Below are 17,782 nucleotides of genomic sequence, written 5' to 3' on the forward strand. Positions count from 1 at the left end.
GGTCTGGTGCTAGGCACCGATCTCAGAGGAGGAGGTTGGAAATCGTTCCAACTGAAAGATAACAGCTCAGGCTTCGAGAACGCCTTCTTCAATGTAAGCTAGAGTAACTCACAAGATACAATCGTTGTTCTTCGAGCGTCTGCGGTTAGGCCGCTGTGCCCTCACCGGCGATGTGCGCCAGTGGAGGCAAGGGCAGAGGCATCCAGTCCGTCGGATCACAGAGAGTTCCGCCAACGCTTCGCCGCAGGCCGTGTTGTGTCCACGATCCCCATCGAGCGGTGTCAGGCGTTGTGCGGGATACCTCGTGACAGCGGGCTTCAGACCGTGACCCTGCTCAGCCTCTTCTTCAGCTTCTCAGGAATGCGCGGATTCCCTCAATCCATACTCTATAACTTCTCTCACGCCGGAGCATGGAAGCGACTGACGATGCACTCGGACTTTTATGGGCGCTCACAGGATCGCGAGTTCTTCAGCGTCGAAGTTAATGCCGATCATGTCAACGGGTCCGTAGATCGCCGCCAGCGCAAGCAGTCGGCGGGCCTGCGGACCATCCTTGGTCTTGCGAGCAAGCGCACGCAGCTCAGACGCGTTGAAGTCAGAGCGGAGGGGGATCGGCATGGTAAACCTCCCTGGTTCACCAAACTGAATCACACCTGCCACAATCCGGGAAATCACGAACGAGTCAGCTCTTCAGGGACTTGGTATGAGAGGCTGGTGAGCAATTTTATTGCGCAATGTAAGTCATTGATTCAGAATAGGTTTGGCTGGACTGCCGATGCGGAAGCGGGCTGTTGCGATAGCTTGGAGGGTCAGCCATGGATGCTTGTGTCTACGCCAGCGATCTCACTGATGCCGAATGGGCGCTGCTCGAGCCCCTCGTCCCCCGCAGCCATCCAGCAGGACGGCGACAGACCTATCCGCTCCGGCGCATCGTCGATGCCATCTTCTATCTGCTGCGCACCGGCGCGCAGTGGCGGCTACTGCCGCACGAGTACCCGCCGCGTGGTGCCGTCTTTTACCACTATGCCCAGTGGCGCAAGGATAGCACCTGGGAGCACGTGACCCAGGTTCTGCGCGAGAGCTATCGCCGTGCGATCGGCCGGTCTCCTCAACCGAGTGCGGCGATCCTCGACAGCCAGTCGGTCAAGACCAGCGAGATGGGAGGGCCGCGCGGCTATGACGGCGGCAAGAAGGTGAAAGGCCGCAAGCGTCATCTGCTCGTCGACACGCAAGGCACGCTGCTGAAGAACAAGGTGCAGCCCGCCGACCTCCATGATCGCACCGGGGCCGAGCTCCTGTTGGAGGGTCTGCAGCATCTGTTTCCGGCCATTGAGCGAATGTGGGCCGACACTGCTTATCGCGGATTGAAGGATTGGCTGCGCCGAGCGCTGGGCTGGCAGCTGTCGATTCCGCAACACTGGTGGAGCGGCGGCGTCTGGATGCGGGCTGACGCAGAGCCGCCGACGCGCCCAAGCGGCTTTCAGGTGCTCGCGCGCAGGTGGGTTGTTGAACGAACCATCGCCTGGTTGACCACCAACCGGCGGCTGGCCAAGGACTACGAACGCCTGATCGAGACCGGCGAGATGCTGCTCTATCTCGCCATGAGCCGCATCCTGCTGCGCCGCCTCACCCGCAAGAACGAAAGATAATTGCTCACCAGCCTCTAAGCTTGTTATTGCCGCCAACGCATCGTTACCGGAAGGCGACGACCTGCCCTTCGGGATTGAGCCTACAGGTCACGCGCGCCTGCCTGACCTGCTTCTTGCCCTTGCGGGCGTACTCTATGCGGGCAAGAACAGGAAGATCCACCAGGCCATCACGGGTTCTCGCTTGGGGCCCAGCACCCGTCACGTTCACCGCAACAGATCCAAGCCGACGCGATCTTGCCGCAAGGGAGGTTTGGCACCGCTCAACTGCCTTTGAATGTGCTTGAGTTACCTGTGGCTTGCTGCGCGATGCTGACCGTGGCGCTGTACGGAGTACACGCCGGACAGGCTGCCTGGGAGAGACGCGTTGAGAGGGGCGGTCATACCAATAGCCAAGGTCTGCCAAGCCTGACGGAACGACAGTGTATCGGGCGCTCTCCTGCCGCTGGGCTGCTTGGGCCGAGGCCGCTCTGGCGGGCGATGGCCGAGACCGACATGCCTTGCCGGTGCCATTCCAAGATCATGACTACCTCCCCAAGCTGGATCACCGCCTGTCCTCCTGACCATCAGGAGCAGCATCGGCGAAGAGAGCCTGCCGGTCTTCCCGGCAGCGGCCGAAACGCTCGGCTGCCGCGCTCACCTGGGGAAAATTCAATCGGCAGGTCTGGGGAGTTTCACTCCGGTATCAACAGCCGTGAAGGGCATCCGTCAAGCTTTGACATTAGGCACAAGCGACTGCCACGGTCGCTATCATCCCAAGTGGAGGCAAAGCCCCGCCGTTCGCGCAGAGGGACTTTGCCGGAGTTGTTGAGGTGACTGTTCGCTAACGCTCAATCAGCAGGATTTCGCCGAGTTCAAGGCAGTAGCGAGTGCGGGCGGGCCGAACGGTGCACCGAGACCGCCTCATGTAGGTCCCGCCATCGGAATCCAGGAGCCAGAGGGTTTTGGGTGTGACCTGGTACACCACACACCAGTGGTCAGTGGCCCCCGTGATCCCGACGATAGCGACGCACGCTGGCCCCAATTCCTGCTCCAAGGCTGCCCACAGGTCGGGCAGGGTGTGCTGGTCCTGCTTCAGCCGCAGGGGATGTGCTTGGAAGGTGAGATCCCGATCCCCGCAGCGTCCCTTGCCCGCAACCGCCACCAACCGCTTCAGCTGGCACCAATACAGGCCCCGGAGCAGGGATTTGTGGAGGCAGGGGCTGTCTTGCTCCAGGGCTTTGATCAGCTTCGCAAACAGCTGCTTGCACTGCTCATCCCGCAGCCGCAGGACGTACCGAAGGGCGTTCACGATGGCGTAGACGCCACACAATCCGTCGAGGTCGCCCTGCCGGTAAGCGCGCCTGCGCTTACGCATCAGCTCCTAGTCGGGGCAGGCGAGGGTGGTTGCGAAGGGGGCGACGATCCCACGTCTACAGGCTCTTGAAAGGTTGAACCTGATTGGATCCTGATGCGAGGGATACAAGGGCTCCGAAACTGGCCGGAAGTAAGAGGCGGGATCTGAACCTGTCCGGTGGAAGCAACAATCAGCGCGGGGCAACGTAGGATGGTGTTCTGAGCAGCATAAGGCATAGCAAGGGCTCCTCAAATGCAAAGGGAGCCCGGAAGGCTCCCGTGAGGGTAGGGTTGAGCGGTCAGGGAACGCCGTGACCAATGATGTTTGAGGTAAAGCTCGGCAGCAGGTGCCCCACCGCATAGCAAAGCTGTACGGTCAAGCCTGGGAAGGTGACCATCAGGGCCGAAGCATTATCACCCTACTAGGAAAATAAGCTCTTGTCAAGGGTTTATGCCTTATGGTCAAGGTAAAGGCCACGTTTATGGTCAAGTTAACGGCGAAGCTGGCATCGTGACCCAGGATAATCTTTGAAGATGCCCTACCTTCAACAACCAGGCCAGGTGCTTCGGGGTGCCATCCAGAAAGCCATATCGGTCTTTCCCCTGCAGTGAACTGTGCGAAGGGTGGAGGTAAAACGTCGTGCATCCCAAAGCTTGGTTCTAGCTCCATGATGCCTGCCCCTCGATTGCCTCCAGAAGAGCTACCTTTAGCAAAGCACCGTTGCTCCTCAACACCTCTCTTACGGTAGTGAAATGACCAGTCCAGCCGGTTGAAAAGCACAGAGGCTATGGGAGCCATTTTCGCGGCTGATGAGGCGGCTTTGGCAGGGAACAGTATGATGTCCATTTGCTCCTCCAGAGATCACTGGCTGCTTTGATTACCCATGTTGCTCCTTTCTGGCGTTGTGCGGCACAAGTTATTCTCCTCAACTGAGGATCTAAGTGACCGCGAACGACAGCGAAGGGGCACTCATTGCGCAATCCACACCATGCCAGAGCCTGCCTCGTGTCCGGACTTCTGCTCCTCGCTCCTGCCGCGTTAGCACAAGCACCTTCCATCGACTTCCCAGACATCCCCCTGCCTCCCGTCATCGAGGGGCTGATTGGGTTGCCCCAAGCCTATACCTCAGGGCGTAAGGCTCATCTTGCGACAATCAGGCGTGAGGCCGAGCAGGTGGGGCTTCCTCCTGATGTTGCGGACGCGGTAGCGCAGGTCGAGAGTAGTTATAACCCTGGTTCAGTTGGAGGAGTTGGTGAGGTCGGCCTCATGCAAATCCGTCCTACAACCGCCGCCATGCTGGGCTACAGAGGCACGTTGGCTGGATTGTTTGAGCCCGAGACGAACATTCGTTATGGCGTCGCATATCTTGGTCGCGCGTGGCAGCTTGCTGACGGTAACCTGTGCCGTGCGCTCATGAAATACAGGGCAGGACACGGTGAGGAGCGCATGACGCCGCTCTCGGTGGAGTATTGCCGACGGGTTCGGACCCACTTGGCAGCCGTTGGATCTTCCATTGGTGCAGGGGGCGATGCAGTGAGCGTTTCGCCCACGGCCTCTTCGACTTTCATCGCATCCAGCGCATCTAAAACCGCACCCAAGGCTGTTGCTGACAAGGAAGCCGAATCCGACACGGCCAGCGCGGTTCGCCAGGCAAAAAGCACTTCGGCGAAGACCATGCGGGTTCGTCCCCCACAGCGACCGATCACCGGATTCAGAATCGCTGCCGTAAGGCGGATGAAGGTGGCTTCTGCCGAGACGCGCTCCCTCACCATCGTGCAGGCGAAGGCGAAGAGAAAGGCGAAGATTCAGCAGATGTGGGCTGCCCATGACGCACGCCTGCAGGCCATTTCCGCGAGGTTGAAGCCTGAGAGTCTTCGTATCTCTACCGGAATCTGAACATTACTGGTGTCAGTAGGCGTGAGACAATTGAGGCTTGGGCGCAGCGGATGAGCAGTTCCAAGAGTCATAGACGACAAGCCAAGATACTCGCCTGCAGGATACCAAGGAGGCGCTCTAAGTTCTGGCCTCACCATCGGTTAGCCCTTGGAGCATCCGTGGAGCTTTTCCTGAGGGGACTGCGCTCAGCTGTCGCTTGCAAACGAAGCCCGGTCCTGTGCTCGTAGCTCCTCAACAGAGAGGTGGCAGGGCTGGCACGGATATGGTCTGCTTGGACCGACCGGCTTGAGAGACGAGGCGCTCGTTACATGCTCCCCGTCAGGGGAACAACCCCTCTGCTCAGCGCGATTTATCTTCCCCGATGCTCCTGCTTGAAGTTGGCATTCGTTCCAGCAGCGCCAGCAAGCGTTCCGGGACGGGGCCTCCCATGCAGTCGTCGTACATTTTTCGCAGCCCATTGCCGAGATGTTACTGTATTAAACGGTCAAGCTTTGGGTCCTGGGGCGTCCTGCCTCCACCGCTCCCACCAGCAGCTGTCGCCAAAGCAAGGGTCCCTAGGGTGTCTGGGTTGTCCTCATGCATGACCTGGCCTCACGTCCAAATCTCGGACAGGTGAAACTAGGGGAAACCTTTGTAGATCGTCATGTACCAAAAGGGCTATTGCGCAGGAGCGTGTTCCGCATGGCGAGTGTGTAGGGGGACAATTTATGTCACAACTAGGTCTGGATGCGAGACCTCCTTGGCGTGAGCGACGACCTGGAGGGCTTGGGACAAAGCGTCTGAATCGGGCCGCTTGGAGCGCCAGCTATTCTCGCCCGTCGGTTGGACATAAGCTCAATCGTCACCGATGTTGAAACCTCAGGAACAACTAATGGCTTCATGCTGGCTCGTCGCATGGCGAGGGAGCGACCGGAGGTTCGTCTGATCGTGGTGTCAGGTCGGGTGGCACCGAAGCCAAGTGATTTACCTGAGGGTGCCAGCTTCATCGCGAAACCCTTCTCTCCTCAGACGCTCCTCTTTGTCGCCAACAGGATGGTTCAGCGATTGAGCAGCCGCCTGGGTGGGGCATTTAGAACCTCAATAGATTTTTGGTCAAGGTAATGGCCAAGCTAACGGGAATCGCGAAAATGATACTAATATGGAAGCGCACCTTGGGCCGTTACGGTAACGTTAAGCGCGTAAGTGTGCTATATGGCCTCTTTAGCGACGAGGAGATGACCCATGCGGCGGCGGGATCTCGTGTTTCTGTGGACTGCGGCACTCATCCACCCGAGGGCCACCCAGGCTCAGCCGAATCGGGTTCGGCACATTGGAGTGATCGCCACTTTTGGTGCAACAGATCCAGACGGAGCAATTCTTTTAAAAGCTCTCCGAGATGGTCTCCAGGAGCACGGATTTACAGTACCCCGTAACCTGCAGATTGAAATACGACATTCTGGTGTACCCGCTCAGATTAGTGCCTTTGCTGCCGAACTTGTGCAGGCTGGGGTTGAGTTGATAGTGACCCACGGCACGCCCGCAGTTGAAGCAGTGAAGAAAGCTGCTGAAAGCCTCCCGATTGTTTTTGCAACGATTGGTGACCCCGTAGGCGCTGGCTTGGTCCAAAGCCTCAGAAAACCGGGTGGTAACATCACAGGCTTAAGCCTCTTAGCTTCGGATTTAAGTCACAAGCGATTGGAAATAGTAAAGGAAACCATGCCCCGGTTAAAGCGGGTGGCGATGTTGTCGAATCCGTCCAATGAGAGCCTCAATGTACAGCTTGCGGAAACTGTGGCGGCGGCGCGCATGTTAGGATTAGAACTGCAATCGATCCCTGTGCAACACGCTCGCGAATTGGAGTCCGCAGTATCCACTGCTGCAAGTGCGCACGCTGATGCGATTATCATAACGAGCGACAGCATACAGATGAACCGGCGCACTGAAATAGTTGAGCGTGCAATGTCTCATCGGATCCCCGCAATCTCAGAATATCGTGAGATTGCCTTGGCGGGTGCTCTGTTAAGTTATGGCCCAAGTCGCGAAGATTGTTGGCGTCGCGCTGCGAGCTACGTTGCTAGGATCCTTCATGGCGCAAATCCTGGTGACTTGCCGGTGGAACAGCCATCCAAGTACAACCTTGTTATAAATCTGAAGACTGCCCGCGCTTTGGGCGTCGACGTTTCACCGCTCCTCTTTCGCGCTGATGAGGTAATTGAATGATGGGCCGAGGACAGGTAGGCGAAGCGCCATAGCGGGGGCGGCGGACTGAGGCTCAACTCGGGTTCGGATCTAGCAGCCAAAGATTATCTCCAAATACGCTGCAAAGATACGCTACCCAGTTCCATACTGCGCCTTATGCGAAATCGCGCAAGCCCCACGCACTTAGCGCGCTCGACTCTAACCCTTGCATTAAGGCTTCCTTAAAGCTGCCTTCAAGTGAACGGGATCAACTCGGGTTACGATAACCGGCTGATGCCCATTGGAACTTGCGAAATAGAACCGTCCCTTGTCGTCCCAGGAATCGTAGCCCGTGTGGACGTGCAAGTGCTTCAAAGCCGGGTCTAACTCAGCGAGGGTGCACAGCTTTTGTGTATTCCCCGTCCCTAAATCGAACTCATACAGGGATGTAAACTCGCTTGGTTGCGGTGATGTGCTCGTGGCAGTGTAGGCCTTGGTCCCGTCAGGAGTGACCGCAAAGAGCCAAATGTAAATGCCGGTCTGACCAGTCTCAATCTGACCCAGGTAGGACCAAGACGGACCGTTATCATCGAAGTGGTAGACATGGCCTCTATCGTCTGAGAAGAAGCATTGCCTGCCTCCGGCCAGACACTGGCCGACCTCAAGGGCTCGCCCCTCCTGCAAAGGCCAGTCCGTTCGCTCGCCAAATCCAGTCTCTGGATCGTAGTAATGAATGTGCCCGTGCACTGAGGGGGTTCTTGGGTTCCTCGCCGTAAAGTACAGACGTCCGCGCGGGTCGACCCACATCACACGGCCCGTATAGACGTAAGATTGCTCATACGAGTTTGGTCTACCGAGAACTTCCGTTCGGCCACGAGCCACGTCATAGCGATAGATCTCGCCCGTTGGGACACCAGCGCCGTAGATGACGTTGCGTGCAGGGTCGGACGCCAGCGTCACAACATTCCCATGCGCCACCGCGATGCCCCCAGGTTCGGAGGCACTCAGGTCTGTGAAGCTGTTAAGGCGGGGATCGTAAGCGTACCAGTGGAACCCCCGTCGGGTGAGATATTCGTCATTCAAGCGGGAGCGATCCATCGTTGCTACGTAGACTTTACCCCGATGCCAAAGGGGACGGGTATGGAATTTCTGTGCTGTCTCGCCTGGCATCCAGTTCTGGACCGCCTCAGAAGCAGAGCGAGCATCACCCACGAACTGAAGCGTGCCCTCTTGTGATCTGAGGCGGTATAAGGCCGAGTTCGTTACATGGTCCATGCCGCCCACGTAAATGTCACCGTCAGGCGATGAACCGGTGGCGTGCCAACTCTGCGTGGGCTGAAGCCCGTTGGGTGTGCTGGGGAGCCTCCAATGCCAAGTGCCGTTGAGCTTGCCACTCCAACCGACTTCGGGATCGTTTGTCGGAGGCAAAGGGGATTGGCCCGAACTGGGCGAGGTGAGGCAAACCAGGACCAACGTAATTACCCAGGCCCCATTTTGAGCTGAGGTTCAGGCGGACACGGTCTGCAGGATTGTCTTGAACGCGTTGGTTCCCAGACCGAGACGAGCCGTGTCAACGACCGTTCGAATGTCCGCTTCGCCCTCGGCCGCCCACATGGCCCGGTAGCCGTTGGTCACCTTGCGCTGAATGACGGCGGGTCTGAGCGCGCGTTCGCAGGCATTGTTGGTCGCCTCCACCATGCCGGGCCAGTGGGCGAAGGTCAGAAGCTGATCACGGGCGCGCCGGACCTTGCTCTGAAGGTCGCGGGCGAGATCACAAGAGGTCGGCGCGGCCAGGATCGCGTCGAGACTGCGCTCCAGGGCTCGGCGCTTGCGGGCCAGGGTCGAGGCGGCCAGCGTTGCGACCTCCTCCGCCAGGGCAAAGGCCCGGTGCAGCCACAGCTTGAGGCGGGAGGGCAGGACATCCTCGCTCGCCTCATCGGCATAAGCAACGTCGCGGGCCAGATGGGCCAGGCAGGTCTGATGGGCATCGGCATGGCCCTGTTGGGCGCTGTAGCGGTCGGAGCACCAGACAGCAGGCCGGTGCCCGTCCATCATCGTCCGGACCACGACGGCACCCCGGGGCACAGAGGCATGATGGACCACCGCCTCCGAGCAGCGAAACACCCAATGGTAGGCGTTGGAGCCTTCGATCCGGACGCCGGTCTCATCAGAAGCGATGGCCTTGGCTTGGCGCAACGCCGCGATGGCCCTGTCGCGCTCGGCCGCAAAGGCGCCCTGCGCCCGGCGCAGCAGGTTCATCAGGCCACCCTGGCTGAGCGTCAGGCCGAACAGGTCGGCGAATGCGCTTTGCAACCGCTCGTACGACAGAGCCTGGAAGGTCTTGAGATAGGTCGCCACGGCATGGATGCGCGGCCCGAACGGTGTCCCCTTGGCCGCCTCTGGCACGGGCGCAACGACCCGCATTCCACAGGTCGGACAGCGCACCGCCAGACGCCGATGGCGCTCGATCCACGGCTTGATCGCGGGCAGTTCGATCGTGTCGTGTTCGCTCACGGTCGCGGTCGGAAGATCGGTCGCCAGCCTGGTCCGGCAGCATGGGCAGTGGTCCGGCTGATGGTCGATGAGGCGATCCACATCTGGGCTCATGGCGCGGCTGTGCCCGTCATGGCCCGGCTTGGCGCCACCCGGCTTGGCCTGATCCCGACGCTGCTTGCGATCGGTCGAGGGCGGCTTTGAGGATGTGCGCGAGGTCTTTTGCGGCCGCTGCAGCCGCAGCACCAGCTCAATCAGCTCTTCCTTGCTCAGACGCTCAAGATCGCTGCGGCCCATACCAGCAGGGAATCAGCGAATCCCGCTTCGCGCAAGGGCCTGGGTAATTACCTTGCTCGTCATCACCTAGCCTCCGGATTGCCTAACATATGCTAGGGCTTCAGCTGTAGGCGTCCTAGATTGCGAGAGGTAGGGTTTCCACCATGATATGAGTGTGGACGCCTGTCAGGCACATCAACAATTTGGATTGGCGCTAGGCGGACAATCCAACCTGCGGCTTACAGGTTCTATAGGTCCAAAGAGGACCAGCAGCAGCCGCTACAGCCCAGTACAAGATGTGGGGTGAGGTGAGGGGCGAGTGTCCGCAGTAGCGGCCAAATCACTTAAATATCAATGGCTTATGGGTGAATAGTGGCGGAGGGAGCGGGATTCGAACCCGCGATACGGTTTCCCGTATACACACTTTCCAGGCGTGCGCCTTCAACCACTCGGCCACCCCTCCAGCGTGAGCCTGCTCGGCTCAGGAACCCTTGCCCGCCATCCGGCAGGCAGGTCAGGTTCTCCGCTTCATCTGCGGAGCGCCCGTGTATCGCTAAACCGGGGCAAAAGGCAAGACCGAACTTGTGGCAAATCATCCGGAATCGCCTTTGCCATTGCGACAAAACAGACTAGATAATCTCCCCTCTGTTTGGAGAGGTATCCTCCCTTGAAGTTCTTAGCGCGTAGCCTTGGCCTTCTGCTGATTGCAGCAGGATTTGTTGGGTTGGTGATCGATGGAACACGGTCCATCGTCAACAATGCTGTATCGTTCGCCTCCCTTGGCAAAGTGGCCGGGGTCATCTTCCCTGGGAGCATGGCCGGTCTGGAGGGAGGCGTGACGCAGCGCGCCTATCCTTGGCTGTGGGAGCCAATCGCCACCTACGGTCTCCAGTTACCCGCCTCGGTCACGGGCTTCGTCATCGGCGCACTTCTGCTGTGGTTGGGACAAAAACCCTTGGAGCCCATCGGCTATCTGGCTGAGCGCTAAACCTCTCACGGCAAGGTGAGGCAGGCGGCCCCTCCCATCAGAAGAGGGCGATGATTACATAAGCGGGGTCACGCGAGGGATCCCCCATGTTCAGCTTCCGCAAACGCACCGACCTGCCGCAAGCCGCCGAGGCCCTGCCGGGCCGGTCCAGCCCCATTCCAACCGCCGAGCGGCATTTCATCAATGGCCGTCCGCTGCTGCCGCCCTATCCGGATGGCATGGAGAAGGCTGTTTTTGGTCTCGGCTGCTTCTGGGGCGCGGAGCGCAAGTTCTGGCAGATGGGCGACGGCATATGGATCACGGCTGCGGGATACGCCGCCGGCATCACGCCGAACCCGACCTACGAGGAGGTCTGTTCAGGCCTCACCGGCCACAACGAGGTGGTGCTGGTGGTGTTCGACCCGAAGGTGATCTCCTACGACGCCCTGCTGAAGACCTTCTGGGAGAACCATGATCCGACCCAGGGCATGCGCCAGGGCAATGACGTCGGCACCCAGTACCGCTCCGGGATCTATGTGTTCAACGAGGATCAGCGAAACGCCGCCGAGGCCTCCAAGGCCGCCTATGCCCAGGCGCTCGCCGCCAAGGGCTATGGCCCGGTCACGACCGAGATCTTGGAGACAGGCCCGTTCTACTTTGCCGAGGACTATCACCAGCAATACCTGGCCAAGAATCCGAACGGCTATTGCGGCCTGGGCGGCACCGGCGTGTCATGCCCCATCGGCGTGGGTGTCGCGGCCGAGTAAGCCGCTTTATCCTCGTCAAGACACAAGAGAGCGGTTCGCTTCCGGCAGGGGCGAGCCGCTCTCTTTTTCAATTCAGGGCCCGTCGGGCGCCGCGAGAACGCTCCGGCACTCGTTGGGCAACTGCGCCATGGTCAGGGGCGGGCGTGGCTTGCCCGGCTTCGGGTTCAGCATCTGGGGCGTGAACCAGCCCGCAAGCTCCGTGCCGCAGCCGTCGCCGCCGGGGGGCGGGTCCTGATCCGAGCATCCTGCGCTGCCGGCTGGGCAGGCAAGGCGGATATGGAAATGATAGTTGTGGCCCCACATGGGCCGCACCTTGGTCAGCCAGCCGCGGTCCGCGCCCGCCTCGCGGCAGAGGGCTTTCTTGATGGCGGGGTTCACGAAGATCCGGGCAACGCTTCTTTCCTGCGCGGCGGCGCGAATGAGAGCGGTGTGCTGGGGTGTCCAGCGGTTCGGATCCACGTCGAGCCAGTCGTCGCGCACCACGTTGGTGGCCGACATCTCCTCGCGCTCAATCCGGCTCAGGCGGCGGTTGGGCATGGGGGTAAGCCAGATATCCGCATCGAGGCCGATCTGGTGCGAGGCGTGGCCCGTGATCATGGGCCCGCCGCGCGGCTGCGAGATATCGCCGACGAGAATCCCCGGCCATCCATTGACGGAGGGAAGCCGCGTGGCGAACCTCTTCAGGAAATCGATCAGCTGCGGATGGCCCCAATTGCGGTTGCGGGACAGGCGCATGACCTGCCAGTTCTCGCCATCCACCGGGATCGCCTCAGCGCCTGCAACGCAGCCACGGGCATAGCCGCCGATGGAGCGCGGCCGAAGATCGGCCGGCGTGGTGCGGCGGCCGAAGAGCTCTTTGGCGGCGAGCCTAGGGTCATCCGGGTTGGCCAGCGGGGCTAAGGGCTTCGGGTTCAGGGTGCCCTTGTCCTGCGCGGCGGCGGAGCCGCCGATGACGAGGGCAAGCGTGATGGCGGAGAAGCGAATCGGGTTCATGCAGGAAGGCTAACCCGCATCCCACGACTTCGGAACGTGCCGACGGCGGCCATCTTGTCGCTCTTCAAAAGGAAGGGCCGGATGCGAGATCCGGCCCCTTTGTGCGGTCAGTGCCGCGGCTGCGGGCGGCCCTCGTAGGGACCGCGCTGGCTCACATGGCCGGGGCCGAGCGTGCGCTTGTCGTGACCGTTGCCGGTGCGCCGCATGGTGGGCTGGTAGCGCGGCGTCGGGCGCTTGGCCTGGCGCCGGCGCTGTCCGCCGCTTAGGGACGGGATGAACAGCGCCGCGATGCCGGCGGCGACACCGGCCAGAACGGCCGCCGTCACGAACGGATGAAGCTGCGCCTCGAGGAGGAAGCTCGTCTTGCGCGGCTCGCCGGGCAGGGACGAGTACATGTCGCCATCCTCACGGGCCTCATAGAGATTGTCGCGCATGCCGGAGCGTTCCGGCTGATCCGTCGTTTGGGATCCGTAGCCCGTCCATTCCATCGCCTTGTCGACGAGGCGCGGCGCCACCTTGCCCATGGCGCCGATCACCCAGCCGCCGAACCCGACTGTGATCTCACGCCGCTGATGCTCGGCCGCGAACATGATCGCCTTGCCCACAAGATGCGGATCGTAGGCCGGCGGAGGAACGGCGTTGTTGTGGTCGAGGTAGTTGCGGGCATGTTCGACATAGGGCGTGTCGATGGAAGACGGCTTGATCAGGGTCACGGCGATCGGGGCGCCCTGGTTTTCCAATTCCATGCGCAGGCCGTCGGTAAAGGCCTTCACCGCATGCTTAGAGGCGGAATACTGCGTCTGCAGGATCATGGTCCGCTCGGACAGGACGCTGCCCACATTGATGATGGTGCCGCCGCGGCGGCGCATGTGGTCGGCAGCGATCATGGAGCCGTTGACGACACCCCAATAGTTCACGTCGAAGAGCTGGCGCTGGTCCTCCATGGGGATCTCATTGAGGTTACCGTACAGCGCAACCGCCGCGTCGTTCACCCAGGTGTCGAAGCCGCCGAAGGTGTCGATAGCCGTGCGCGCCACGCGCTCCAGATCCTCCCGCTTGCTGACATCCGCCGCCACCGCAATGGCACGGGTGCGCCCATGGCTGAGCTCATCGGCGATCTTGCGCAGAGCCTCCTCGTTGCGGGCCACAAGAACGAGGCCCCTGGCGCCGCGCTCGGCGAACAGATGCGCTGTTGCAAGTCCGATGCCGCTGGATGCGCCGGTGATGACGATGACCTGCTCCTCAACCGGCTTCTGGCGAACCGCCATGGCAATCTCCCTCATATCCTCAACGTTTCCGGAAACGTTGATCAACGTGAGGGCGGTGAGGGGGTTCCTACGGCAGCGCTTCGCTCAGGAGCAAAGCCTTGGAAAGCCTGGAGAAGAGCCGCACGGAACCGGGTTTTCAACCCGAGCGTTGCCTTAGGATCTCACACACGAAGGAGCGAGATGATGCAGACGACGGCACAGAGCGGTGACGTTCGCGAAACCCAGAGCCTGATCGCCAGCGACAAGGTCGAGGGAACGCCCGTCCGCCGCTCGGACGGTGAGAAGATCGGGACGATCGAGCGCGTGATGATCGAGAAGCGGTCCGGCAAGGTGGCCTATGCGGTTATGAGCTTCGGCGGCTTCATGGGTCTCGGCGAGGAGTACTACACGCTTCCCTGGGGCGTCCTGAAGTACAACACGGAGCTCGATGCTTACGAGCTGAACCTCAACGAGGATCAGCTGCGCGGTGCTCCCCGGCGCAGTGCGGAAGGGCACGATGCCTCCTACGACCGGGAATGGGAGGAGCACGTCCACCGCTACTACAATGCTACTCCTTATTGGGGTGCCAGCGACCCGATGAGCACGGGCCGGTAATCAGTCTCCAACCCGGACAAAAGAAATCGCCCGGTTTTCACCGGGCGATTTTTTATGCGCACGCGCCGGACGATAGGGAAACCTATCCCGGCGCGTGCCGCATGGGCGTCTTAGCGCCTGGACTTCGACGGGCTCTTGCGGGAGCTCGACGAGCGGGAGCTGGACGAGCGCTTGGCGACCTTGCCCGACTTCTTCGTGGAAGAAGTGCGGCTCGAAGCAGCGGCAGCGCGCTTGGGCGCCGACTTGGAGCTGCTGCGCGACTTGGACGCCGAGCTGCGGGACGAGGACTTCACCGCACCGCGGCTGGAGCTGCGCGAAGCTGTCTTCTTGGCCGAAGAACGCGATGCGCCCGAACGAGCCGACGAGGACTTGCGGGAAGCCGACGAGCTCGACTTGGCCGAAGCCTTCTTGGCGGTCGTCTTCTTGGCAGTGGTCTTCTTAGCAGCCGTCTTCTTGGCGGTGGTCTTCTTGGCCGCCGACTTGGCGGAAGACTTTGCCGAGGTCTTCTTCGCGGTGGTCTTCTTAGCAGCCGTCTTCTTCGCCGTGGACTTCTTGGCGCCGGACTTGGCCGAGGACTTCGAGGCCGACTTCGAGGTCGACTTCGCAGCCGTCTTCTTGGCCGTCGTCTTCTTGGCGCCCGAGCTCTTCGAGCCCGACTTCTTGGTGCTGGACGAGCCGCTGCGCGAGCTGCTCTTCTTCGTGGACTTCTTGGTGCTGGTCGCACCGGTGTCACCCGTGAACAGCATCGTCAGCGGGTTCTTGGTATCTGTCGGCATTGCCGCCTCCTTCAAGGGCCTTCGCGTGCAACCGTCACGCTTGCAAGGCAACGTCGTTATACCAAGGCGGTTCCGAATAACGGAAAGTGTAGACAGTAGAACGCGCACTTTTTCTGTGGATATGTTGCTCAACGATGCTCTCTTCACTTGCCGATGCAAGACTCAATATCGGGTGCAGGATGAGTGAGTTAGAGTCGCTTGCAGAGAGGACGCGGCATGGTCAATCAACCCGGATGGCCGTCGCATACTGTCGAAAAATCCATTTATCATCAGACGCTTATATGATGCCAAAAGTTGATCTTATACACCATGCGAGTATTCGAACATCTTCAAGAACGTTCAACATCGCGGTGCAATCCTCCTCACCTGGAGAGGGAAGATCAGGGCCTTTCACGAGCCCGATGCCATGCTCCGACGCAACGCGAAAAAATCGTCTCTTCGGCATGACGTTCGAGATGGAAGCGACGGTTTGAGTCGAGAATCATGTTCGATGACTTATCGCGCGGGGTGTTGTCTGCCGACTTGAAGGCGATCACTCGTGCGCGCCTTGGTCGCTGGAGGTCTCGTGTCGATGAAGGCTTCACGCCACGGAAGCGGCGGGGTAAGCGGAAGGGGCATTCACATCGTCTGGTCCATCGTGCCCCAACGCAGCATCCTTGCCGTCGTCCTCTGGATGAGCGGCGCGCTCCTCTCCTTCTCGGCAACCGCGATCGCCGTGCGCGCGCTTGCGCCTGCCTTCTCGATCTTCGAGATGCTGGCGGTCCGCAACGGTGCCGGCGTCCTGATCCTGCTCGCCCTTGCACTTGTCAGGCCGGAGCTCAGACCAGGCTTGAGGCCGCGGCGCTTCGGGCTCCATCTCACGCGCAACGTCCTGCATTTCGCCGGCACGGATGGGTGGGCTTTCGGCCTTACGCTTCTGCCGTTAGCCACCGTCTTCGCGCTCGAATTCACCACGCCGGCCTGGGTGGCGCTGCTGGCGATTCCGCTGCTGAAAGAGACGATGACGCGCGGTCGTCTCGTGGCTGTGGTTCTTGGCTTCATCGGCATTCTCGTGATCCTGCGGCCAGGTCTGGAATCCTTGCAGCCGGCCAGTTTCCTGATGCTCGGCGTGGCCTTCAGCTTTGCGCTCGTGGCGATCATGACCAAGCGCCTCACGATGACCGAGAGCACCTTCTCGATCCTGTTCTTCATGAACCTGCTGCAACTGCCCATGAACCTCGCGGGCGTGAGCCGGGCCTTCTGGCTTGAAGTGCAGTCGTCCCACGCGTTGCCCCTGATCGGCATCTCACTCGGCGGCCTGCTCGCCCATTACTGCCTGACCAACGCCTACCGGCAGGGCGATGCCACGATGGTCGTGCCCCTGGACTTCATGCGCATCCCGCTGATCGCCTTCGTCGGTTGGCAGTTCTATGGCGAGCCGCTCGATCCCTTTGTCTTCCTTGGAAGCTTCTGCATCATCATTGGCCTCCTTTACTCCCTTCACCGCGAGGCACGAACCGCATGACCTGGTCGCCGCAGCAGGATGCCGCCCTGAAAGCCGTCGCCGATTGGCTGCGCCGCGGTGATCGTCCGGTGTTTCGCCTCTTCGGTTATGCCGGCACCGGCAAGACGACGCTCGCCAAGCACATCGCCGAGCATGTGGATGGAGAGGTGGCCTTCGGCGCCTATACGGGCAAGGCGGCGCTCGTGCTGCGCACGAAGGGCTGCGCGGATGCCTCCACGATTCATTCCATGATCTACCGCTCGCGGGAGTCCGACGAAAACGGTCCGCAATTCGTCCTCAACCGCCAGAGCCCAGCCTCCAAGGCTGACCTCATCATCATCGACGAATGCTCCATGGTGGACGAGGAACTGGGGCGGGATCTCCTGTCCTTCGGTCAGCCGGTGCTCGTGCTGGGCGACCCGGCGCAGCTGCCGCCGGTCAAAGGCGGCGGCTTCTTCACGGAAGGCGAGCCCGACGTGATGCTCACGGAGGTGCACCGCCAGGCCAAGGACAACCCGATCATTCATCTCTCGATGCAGGTCCGGGAAGGCGGGCGCCTCGAGCCGGGGGTCTATGGCGACAGCCGCATCATTCGCCGTCGCGAGATCGATGCCGCCGCCGTCATGGCGGCCGATCAGGTGCTGGTCGGCCTCAACAAGACGCGGCGCCTCTACAACATCCGCCTGCGCGAACTGAACGGCTACCGCGATCCCATGCCGGCCGCGGGCGAGAAGCTCGTCTGCCTGCGCAACGACAAGACCAAGGGCCTGCTCAACGGCGGCACCTGGAGCATCCAGGCCCTGCGCGGCATCCGCAACGACTTCATCCGCATGGACGTGCTGCCCGACGACGACACCCGTCGCCGGTCCGTGGAGGTGGCCGTACACAAGGCCTTCTTCGAGGGCACGGAGGAGGAGGTGCCGTTCGTCCTGCGCAAGGAGTCGGACGAGTTCACCTATGGCTATGCCCTGACCGTGCACAAGGCCCAAGGCTCGCAATGGGACGACCTCGTGCTCTTCGACGAGTCTTACGCCTTCCGCGAACATCGCAGCCGCTGGCTCTACACGGCCCTGACCCGGGCGGCTGAGAAGATCACCGTCGTGGTCTAGAAGACGGGCTCCACCCTCTCG

The 17,782-nt window shown here is 60.9% G+C and carries 16 protein-coding genes and 1 tRNA gene; 9 read left to right on the top strand and 8 right to left on the bottom strand.

All coding sequences use genetic code 11. From position 1 onward, the window contains the following. Positions 1 to 450: 450 nt before the first annotated feature. Positions 451 to 618, bottom strand: coding sequence for a hypothetical protein (locus JQC81_RS15325; protein ID WP_203272674.1), 168 nt, complete (start codon positions 616 to 618; stop codon positions 451 to 453). A 197-nt stretch (positions 619 to 815) separates the two neighbouring features. Between JQC81_RS15325 and JQC81_RS15330 the strand changes: the two genes are divergently transcribed. After that, positions 816 to 1,649: an IS5 family transposase gene (locus JQC81_RS15330; protein WP_203272675.1), complete on the top strand. Its 834-nt coding sequence runs from the start codon at positions 816 to 818 to the stop codon at positions 1,647 to 1,649. 820 nt (positions 1,650 to 2,469) lie between these two features. Here the strand turns inward: JQC81_RS15330 and JQC81_RS15335 are convergent. Further along, a complete protein-coding gene (locus tag JQC81_RS15335) occupies positions 2,470 to 3,003 on the bottom strand; it encodes a hypothetical protein (protein ID WP_203272676.1) in 534 nt (177 codons plus the stop codon). Between the two features lie 375 nt (positions 3,004 to 3,378). Further along, a complete protein-coding gene (locus JQC81_RS15340; RefSeq protein ID WP_203272677.1) occupies positions 3,379 to 3,828 on the bottom strand; it encodes a hypothetical protein in 450 nt (149 codons plus the stop codon). A 261-nt stretch (positions 3,829 to 4,089) separates the two neighbouring features. Here JQC81_RS15340 and JQC81_RS34355 point away from each other — a divergent pair, with 261 nt between their 5' ends. Further along, the gene (locus JQC81_RS34355) at positions 4,090 to 4,878 is read left to right on the top strand and encodes a lytic transglycosylase domain-containing protein (RefSeq protein WP_376772411.1); all 789 of its coding nucleotides are present in this window, start codon (positions 4,090 to 4,092) and stop codon (positions 4,876 to 4,878) included. A 339-nt stretch (positions 4,879 to 5,217) separates the two neighbouring features. Here JQC81_RS34355 and JQC81_RS34360 read toward each other — a convergent pair whose 3' ends face one another. Beyond that, positions 5,218 to 5,331, bottom strand: a complete 114-nt coding sequence (locus JQC81_RS34360) for a NepR family anti-sigma factor (RefSeq protein ID WP_376772412.1) — start codon at positions 5,329 to 5,331, stop codon at positions 5,218 to 5,220. Between the two features lie 768 nt (positions 5,332 to 6,099). Here JQC81_RS34360 and JQC81_RS15355 point away from each other — a divergent pair. Next, positions 6,100 to 7,077, top strand: a complete 978-nt coding sequence (locus JQC81_RS15355) for an ABC transporter substrate-binding protein (RefSeq protein WP_203272680.1) — start codon at positions 6,100 to 6,102, stop codon at positions 7,075 to 7,077. 1,464 nt (positions 7,078 to 8,541) lie between these two features. On the opposite strand, the gene tnpC is transcribed toward JQC81_RS15355, so the two are convergent. Both tnpC and JQC81_RS15365 read right to left on the bottom strand, forming a co-directional pair. Then, positions 8,542 to 9,825, bottom strand: a complete 1,284-nt coding sequence (gene tnpC, locus JQC81_RS15360; protein ID WP_203272681.1) for an IS66 family transposase — start codon at positions 9,823 to 9,825, stop codon at positions 8,542 to 8,544. Between the two features lie 352 nt (positions 9,826 to 10,177). Next, positions 10,178 to 10,267, bottom strand: a tRNA-Ser gene (locus tag JQC81_RS15365). A gap of 204 nt (positions 10,268 to 10,471) precedes the next feature. Between JQC81_RS15365 and JQC81_RS15370 the strand changes: the two genes are divergently transcribed. Both JQC81_RS15370 and msrA read left to right on the top strand, forming a co-directional pair. Beyond that, entirely contained in the window at positions 10,472 to 10,792 is a 321-nt protein-coding gene (locus JQC81_RS15370; RefSeq protein ID WP_203272682.1) for a PetM family of cytochrome b6f complex subunit 7, read from the top strand. An 86-nt stretch (positions 10,793 to 10,878) separates the two neighbouring features. Continuing rightward, positions 10,879 to 11,538, top strand: coding sequence for a peptide-methionine (S)-S-oxide reductase MsrA (gene msrA, locus JQC81_RS15375; protein WP_203272683.1), 660 nt, complete (start codon positions 10,879 to 10,881; stop codon positions 11,536 to 11,538). Positions 11,539 to 11,610: 72 nt separating this feature from the next. Here msrA and mepA read toward each other — a convergent pair whose 3' ends face one another. Both mepA and JQC81_RS15385 read right to left on the bottom strand, forming a co-directional pair. Further along, a complete protein-coding gene (gene mepA / locus JQC81_RS15380; RefSeq protein ID WP_203272684.1) occupies positions 11,611 to 12,531 on the bottom strand; it encodes a penicillin-insensitive murein endopeptidase in 921 nt (306 codons plus the stop codon). A 107-nt stretch (positions 12,532 to 12,638) separates the two neighbouring features. Continuing rightward, positions 12,639 to 13,799, bottom strand: coding sequence for an SDR family oxidoreductase (locus tag JQC81_RS15385; protein ID WP_203272685.1), 1,161 nt, complete (start codon positions 13,797 to 13,799; stop codon positions 12,639 to 12,641). 183 nt (positions 13,800 to 13,982) lie between these two features. Here JQC81_RS15385 and JQC81_RS15390 point away from each other — a divergent pair, with 183 nt between their 5' ends. From JQC81_RS15390 to JQC81_RS15405, 4 genes are all read left to right on the top strand, one after another. After that, the gene (locus tag JQC81_RS15390; protein WP_036347536.1) at positions 13,983 to 14,393 is read left to right on the top strand and encodes a PRC-barrel domain-containing protein; all 411 of its coding nucleotides are present in this window, start codon (positions 13,983 to 13,985) and stop codon (positions 14,391 to 14,393) included. Positions 14,394 to 14,573: 180 nt separating this feature from the next. Beyond that, a complete protein-coding gene (locus tag JQC81_RS15395; protein WP_203272686.1) occupies positions 14,574 to 15,356 on the top strand; it encodes a hypothetical protein in 783 nt (260 codons plus the stop codon). A gap of 384 nt (positions 15,357 to 15,740) precedes the next feature. Continuing rightward, complete coding sequence (locus JQC81_RS15400; RefSeq protein ID WP_210347179.1) at positions 15,741 to 16,673, top strand: DMT family transporter; 933 nt, start codon at positions 15,741 to 15,743, stop codon at positions 16,671 to 16,673. After that, positions 16,670 to 17,761 carry an ATP-dependent DNA helicase gene (locus tag JQC81_RS15405; RefSeq protein WP_203272687.1) on the top strand — a complete coding sequence of 364 codons (1,092 nt, stop codon included), beginning with the start codon at positions 16,670 to 16,672 and terminating at the stop codon, positions 17,759 to 17,761. The genes JQC81_RS15400 and JQC81_RS15405 overlap by 4 nt, the downstream gene beginning before the upstream one ends. The last annotated feature ends 21 nt before the right edge of the window (positions 17,762 to 17,782 follow it).

It is taken from the genome of Microvirga arabica, assembly GCF_016811235.1.
Lineage (GTDB): Bacteria > Pseudomonadota > Alphaproteobacteria > Rhizobiales > Beijerinckiaceae > Microvirga > Microvirga arabica.

Excerpts from the sequence above, each read along its gene's own strand:
- JQC81_RS15325 (WP_203272674.1), bottom strand. The coding sequence starts at position 618 with ATGCCGATCCCCCTCCGCTCTGACTTCAACGCGTCTGAGCTGCGTGCG.
- JQC81_RS15330 (WP_203272675.1), top strand. The coding sequence starts at position 816 with ATGGATGCTTGTGTCTACGCCAGCGATCTCACTGATGCCGAATGGGCG.
- JQC81_RS15335 (WP_203272676.1), bottom strand. The coding sequence starts at position 3,003 with ATGCGTAAGCGCAGGCGCGCTTACCGGCAGGGCGACCTCGACGGATTG.
- JQC81_RS15340 (WP_203272677.1), bottom strand. The coding sequence starts at position 3,828 with ATGGACATCATACTGTTCCCTGCCAAAGCCGCCTCATCAGCCGCGAAA.
- JQC81_RS15355 (WP_203272680.1), top strand. The coding sequence starts at position 6,100 with ATGCGGCGGCGGGATCTCGTGTTTCTGTGGACTGCGGCACTCATCCAC.
- tnpC (WP_203272681.1), bottom strand. The coding sequence starts at position 9,825 with ATGGGCCGCAGCGATCTTGAGCGTCTGAGCAAGGAAGAGCTGATTGAG.
- msrA (WP_203272683.1), top strand. The coding sequence starts at position 10,879 with ATGTTCAGCTTCCGCAAACGCACCGACCTGCCGCAAGCCGCCGAGGCC.
- mepA (WP_203272684.1), bottom strand. The coding sequence starts at position 12,531 with ATGAACCCGATTCGCTTCTCCGCCATCACGCTTGCCCTCGTCATCGGC.
- JQC81_RS15385 (WP_203272685.1), bottom strand. The coding sequence starts at position 13,799 with ATGGCGGTTCGCCAGAAGCCGGTTGAGGAGCAGGTCATCGTCATCACC.
- JQC81_RS15390 (WP_036347536.1), top strand. The coding sequence starts at position 13,983 with ATGCAGACGACGGCACAGAGCGGTGACGTTCGCGAAACCCAGAGCCTG.
- JQC81_RS15400 (WP_210347179.1), top strand. The coding sequence starts at position 15,741 with ATGAAGGCTTCACGCCACGGAAGCGGCGGGGTAAGCGGAAGGGGCATT.
- JQC81_RS15405 (WP_203272687.1), top strand. The coding sequence starts at position 16,670 with ATGACCTGGTCGCCGCAGCAGGATGCCGCCCTGAAAGCCGTCGCCGAT.